Annotated in this window: 5 protein-coding genes and 1 tRNA gene; 4 read left to right on the top strand and 2 right to left on the bottom strand. The window is 72.3% G+C overall.

Annotated elements, in window-relative coordinates:
- On the top strand, positions 1 to 932 hold a 932-nt coding region (locus tag ABD308_RS07380), incomplete at its 5' end, for a tryptophan dimethylallyltransferase family protein (RefSeq protein ID WP_344329538.1).
- Positions 933 to 956: 24 nt separating this feature from the next.
- Here ABD308_RS07380 and ABD308_RS07385 read toward each other — a convergent pair.
- A complete protein-coding gene (locus ABD308_RS07385; protein ID WP_344329541.1) occupies positions 957 to 2,258 on the bottom strand; it encodes a flavin-containing monooxygenase in 1,302 nt (433 codons plus the stop codon).
- A gap of 258 nt (positions 2,259 to 2,516) precedes the next feature.
- Positions 2,517 to 2,601 (bottom strand) — tRNA-Leu (locus ABD308_RS07390).
- A gap of 264 nt (positions 2,602 to 2,865) precedes the next feature.
- Here ABD308_RS07390 and ABD308_RS07395 point away from each other — a divergent pair.
- The 3 genes from ABD308_RS07395 to ABD308_RS07405 form a co-directional block, all read left to right on the top strand.
- A complete protein-coding gene (locus ABD308_RS07395; protein WP_344329543.1) occupies positions 2,866 to 4,209 on the top strand; it encodes a M20/M25/M40 family metallo-hydrolase in 1,344 nt (447 codons plus the stop codon).
- Between the two features lie 188 nt (positions 4,210 to 4,397).
- The gene (locus tag ABD308_RS07400) at positions 4,398 to 4,634 is read left to right on the top strand and encodes a chaplin (protein WP_344329546.1); all 237 of its coding nucleotides are present in this window, start codon (positions 4,398 to 4,400) and stop codon (positions 4,632 to 4,634) included.
- A gap of 243 nt (positions 4,635 to 4,877) precedes the next feature.
- Positions 4,878 to 5,267: chaplin (locus ABD308_RS07405; RefSeq protein WP_344329548.1), on the top strand; the 390-nt coding region annotated here is incomplete at its 3' end.

Genomic DNA, 5,267 nt, shown 5'->3' on the forward strand with positions numbered 1-5,267 from the left:
GGCTCGACCTGCCGCCGTCCGGCCGGACCTTCCTGTCCGACGACCACACGCCGGTGGAGTACTCGCTCTCCTTCCGGCCGGACGGCCCGCCGGACCTGCGGGTGCTGCTGGAACCCGGCTGCGGCACCGCCACCCTGGAGGAGAGCGGCCGCGCCGGACTGGACGTCATCCGCGCCATGTCCCGGCGCTGGGGGTTCTCCACCACCTGCCTGGACAAGCTGGAGGACCTCCTCCTCCCGCCGTCCCCGCACGGCCCGCTGGCCCTGTGGTGCGCCCTGGAACTGCGTCCCGGCGGCGTCCCCAGGGTCAAGGTGTACCTGAACCCCGCCGCGCACGGCGCCGACCGGGCCGAGGAGACGGTCCGCGAGGCGCTGGACCGGATCGGCCACCACCGGGCGTTCCAGGGGCTGCCGAAGGGCGACGGCTACCCGTTCCTCGCCCTGGACCTCGGCGACTGGCAGCGGCCCCGGGTCAAGGTCTACGTCCGCCACCCCGGTCTGCCGGCCGCCGCGGTCGGCGAGCTGTCCCGGATGCCCGCCGGGCCGACGGCGGACGTGCTCCGGGAGTTCGCCGCCACGGCGGCCGGGACCACGGGCGCCGGGGACCGGCTCGCCGGGCTGCCCGTGCTGTCCTGCCACGCCTTCACCGACCCGGCGGCCGACCGGCCGAGCGGCTTCACCCTGCACGTCCCGGTGCGCGACTACGCCCGGCACGACGGCGAGGCGCTGGAGCGCGCGGTGACCCTGCTCGCCCGGCACGGCATGGACCCGGCCCCGCTGCTGCGCGCCCTGCCCTCCCTCACCGGGCGGCGGCCGCAGGACGGGGTCGGGCTGATCGCCTACCTGGCGCTCGCCCACCAGCGGGGCTGTCCGCCCCGGCTCACGGCGTACCTCTCCGCGGAGGCCTACACCGTCCGGCCGCCGACCGGCTGACCGCGCCCGGCGCACGGGCAGGGGCTAGCGCGGGTGGAACTCCTGCACGTAGGGCACCACGTCGATCTGGATCGAGGCGCCCAGCCCCTGCCCGTAGCGCGCGGCGATGCCGCTCAGGTAGTCGTCGACCTCCTTGCGCATCACGTCCTCCGACGGCAGCGCCTCCTCGCCGCCGATCACCCGGGCGACCCACCGCGCCTGCGCCTCCAGGGCCCGGGTGATGGCCCCCACCGGACGGATCAGGCCGACGAAGTACAGGCCGGGCCGGTCGGGCGCGGCGATCCGCCGGTACAGCTCCACCCGGCCGCTCGGGCCGACCGGGCAGTCGGCGGGCAGGTACGGGTAGGACATCCGGTAGCCGGTGCACCAGACCACCGCGTCGGCCTCCTCGGCGGAGCCGTCGGTGAACCGGACCAGGTTCCCGGAGAAGGAGTCGATCCCCGGCCTCGGGGTCACCGCGCCGTGCCGGATCCGGCTGAAGATCTCGTCCGAGACGGTCACCGCGGAGGAGAAGATCGGGTGGTCGGGCTCGGGCAGGCCGTAGTCCGAGAGCCGGCCCCGGGCGACCAGCAGGGCCTGCTCGATGTACTCGCGCCGCTCGGCCAGCGTCATGGTGGTGAACCACGGCGACTCCGCTATCACGTCGCAGGAGATGCCGTAGAGCTGCTTCGGGACGACGTGCAGCCCCCGGCGGACCGACAGCACCGTCCGGGCGGCGTGCCGGGAGAGGTCCGTGGCGATGTCCACGGCCGAGGCGCCGAGGCCCACCACGACCACCCGCTGACCGCGGAACCCGGAGCCCTCCAGGTAGTCGACGGCGTGCAGCACGCGGCCGGTGAACGACTCGGAGCCCGCCGGCGCCGGGTCCGGCAGCACCGGCTCCGCGTTGGCGCCCGAGGCGACGACCACCCGCGCGAAGCGCCGGACGACGGAGGACCCGCGGGCGTCCCGGCTGGTGACCAGCCAGGAGCCGTCGGCGTCCTGCCGGACCGACAGCACCTCGGTGCCGAACTCGATCCGCGGCGTCAGCCCCGCCCACTCGGCGAAGGCCCTCAGGTAGGCGGCCATCTCGTCGTGCCGGGGATAGGCCGGATAGGAGTCCGGCATCGGGAAGGCGGCGAAACCGGTCAGCTGCTTCGCGGTGTTCAGGTGCAGCGACCGGTAGCCCGGCCCGCGTTCCCCGGCCTGCGGTTTGCGCCAGATCCCGCCGACCTCCGGAGCCTTCTCCAGGCAGACGAAGTCGACGCCCCGCGCCGCGAGCGCGTGCGCCACGGCCAGGCCCGACAGTCCCGCGCCGATGACGCAGACCGGAGCGGCCCCGCGCACATCAACGGCATACGACCCACCCGGGAAATTCCCCACGGAACACCCACCTTCCCCTCAACCGGTATGGCCTTCCCCCGTCGGCGCCACCCCTCGGTGGGGCGGCGCCGACAAAGTAAACCTCAGGTCACGGCGGTCGAACAGGGACCAACGGCGTACAAAAGGTGCGCGGTTGGGAAACAGCCGGACCGGAAGCGGCCGGGAGTCCGGAAGGGAAAAACACGAAAAGCGGGCCAGGATTTCTCCTGGCCCGCTCAGCGGTGTCCGAGGGGGGACTTGAACCCCCACGCCCGATAAAGGGCACTAGCACCTCAAGCTAGCGCGTCTGCCATTCCGCCACCCGGACGGGGTGTTGTCCTCACGGCTTCCTTCTGTTCGTCGGCCGCGCTGACAGATGTAACTGTAGCAGTGATCGGCTGCCGGTCCCAAAACGGCTCCGGAACGGCTCCGGGCGAGGGACCGCAGGTTGCGGCGGTGTGTCGGCCCGTTTCCCGGGGGTGGATCCGGGTCGGGGGCTGGGAGAGGATGGGCGGACGTGCTCGTGCGACCCGGGTGCAGGTCCCGGGGTTGGCGCTGGGGTGCCGGTGCGGGCTGGACACGAGGAGTGACCGTGAGCGAGCGGAGCGAGTCGGCACAGCGGGCGGCGGCGCCGGAGGTGACGGGTGAATCCGAGGTCGCCGACCTCTGCCGCGACCTGATCCGGATCGACACCAGCAACTACGGCGACGGCTCCGGTCCGGGGGAGCGGAAGGCGGCCGAGTACGTGGCCGAGCAGCTCGCCGAGTTCGGCCTCGAACCGCGGATCATCGAGTCGGCCAAGGGACGGGCGTCCACCGTGGTCCGGATCGAGGGCGAGGACCGCTCGCGTCCGGGCCTGCTGATCCACGGGCACACCGACGTCGTGCCGGCCAACGCCGCGGACTGGACGTACGACCCGTTCTCCGGCGAGATCGCGGACGGCTGCGTCTGGGGGCGCGGCGCGGTCGACATGAAGGACATGGACGCGATGACCCTCGCGGTCGTCCGCGACCGGCTGCGCACCGGCCGCAAGCCCCCGCGCGACCTGGTGCTGGCCTTCCTGGCGGACGAGGAGGCGGGCGGCACCTACGGCGCCCGGTACCTGGTGGACAAGCACCCGGACCTCTTCGAGGGCGTGACCGAGGCGATCGGCGAGGTCGGCGGCTTCTCCTTCACGGTCAACGACCGCACCCGGCTCTACCTGGTCGAGACCGCCGAGAAGGGCATGCACTGGATGCGGCTCACGGTCGAGGGCCGGGCCGGGCACGGGTCGATGGAGAACGACGACAACGCCATCACCGAGCTGTGCGAGGCGGTGGCCCGGCTCGGGCGCCACCAGTTCCCGCTGCGGATCACCAAGACCGTGCGGGCCTTCCTGGACGAGCTGTCGGACGCGCTCGGCGTCGAGCTCGACCCGGAGAACATGGACGAGACGCTGCGGGTGCTCGGCGGCATCGCCAAGATGATCGGCACCACGCTGCGCAACACCGCCCAGCCGACCATGCTCGGCGCCGGCTACAAGGTCAACGTGATCCCCGGCCAGGCCACCGCGCACGTGGACGGCCGCTTCCTGCCCGGCTACGAGGAGGAGTTCCTGGCCGAGCTGGACAGCGTGCTCGGCCCGCGCGTCAAGCGGGAGAGCCTGCACTCGGACAAGGCGATCGAGACGAGCTTCGACGGCGCCCTGGTCGAGGCGATGCAGACCGCGCTGCGCGCCGAGGACCCGATCGCCCGGGCCGTGCCGTACTGCCTCTCCGGCGGGACGGACGCCAAGTCGTTCCAGGACCTCGGGATCCGCTGCTTCGGCTTCGCCCCGCTGCAGCTGCCGCCGGAGCTGGACTTCGCCGGGATGTTCCACGGCGTGGACGAGCGGGTGCCGGTGGAGGGCCTGAAGTTCGGCGTGCGGGTGCTGGACCGGTTCATCGACGCCTGCTGAGCGCGGGGTCGGCGGCCCGCTCCCGGAGTCCGGGAGCGGGCCGCCGCCATTCCGACAGATCGATGACATGTTCGTCGTATCACCGGTCTGGGTGAACCGGACGTCTGTTCCGTACCCCGTTCGCCGCAACGTCGTTCCTTCCTGTGACGGCCCGGAGCCGATATCCGGGTGTTCATACAGGAGGAATGATGAAGATCAAGAAGATCGCCGCCGTGACCGCCGCCGCCGGTGGCCTGGTGCTCGCCGCCACGGGTGTCGCCTCCGCGCACGCCGGCGCCGAGGGCGTGGCCGCCGGTTCCCCGGGCGTGCTGTCCGGCAACCAGATCCAGATCCCGGTGCACATCCCGATCAACGCGTGCGGCAACACCATCAGCGTGATCGGCCTGCTGAACCCGACGTTCGGCAACACCTGCTTCAACGTCTGAGCCCCTCTCGGTCGTTGAGCCGGGCCCCCGGACGGCGTGCGCGCCGTGCCGGGGGCGCTTGTTTTCCGGGCCCGCCCCATGGTCGCTCTATGACATCCCCCGAAAGGGTGAATGGGGTTCGTGCCGGCCAACCTCCCCATGGGTTTCTTCGTTCTCTCCCATGCAGCCGAGGACCTCTCCGCCCATTCGGAAATTCCGACTTTCGGAGGGTCGTCACGTCGTCTCAAAATGTCAGGGGAAAATATGAGGAACGCAGCCAAGAAGGGGCTCCTCACGGCCGTGGCCACCGGCAGTGTGCTGGCCTCGACCGCCGGCTACGCCTACGCGGGCGCCGGCGCGGAGGGTGTCGCGGCAGGCTCGCCGGGCGTCGCCTCCGGCAACTCGGTGCAGGTGCCGGTCGAAGTGCCGATCAACGCCTGCGGCAACACGATCGACGTGATCGGCTTGCTGAACCCGGCCTTCGGCAACAAGTGCGCCAACTCCTCCGGGCGTCCCGCCGCCGGCGGCGCGCACGCGGGCAGCGGCCAGAGCGGCTCCCACACCGGTGGCGGGCACCAGCCGGGCGGCGCCCACGCGGGCAGCGGCCAGAGCGGCGGCCAGGCCGGTTCGGGCGCTTCCGGCTCGGGCGCCGCC

The sequence above is a fragment of the Kitasatospora putterlickiae genome, from assembly GCF_039527695.1.
Lineage (GTDB): Bacteria > Actinomycetota > Actinomycetes > Streptomycetales > Streptomycetaceae > Kitasatospora > Kitasatospora putterlickiae.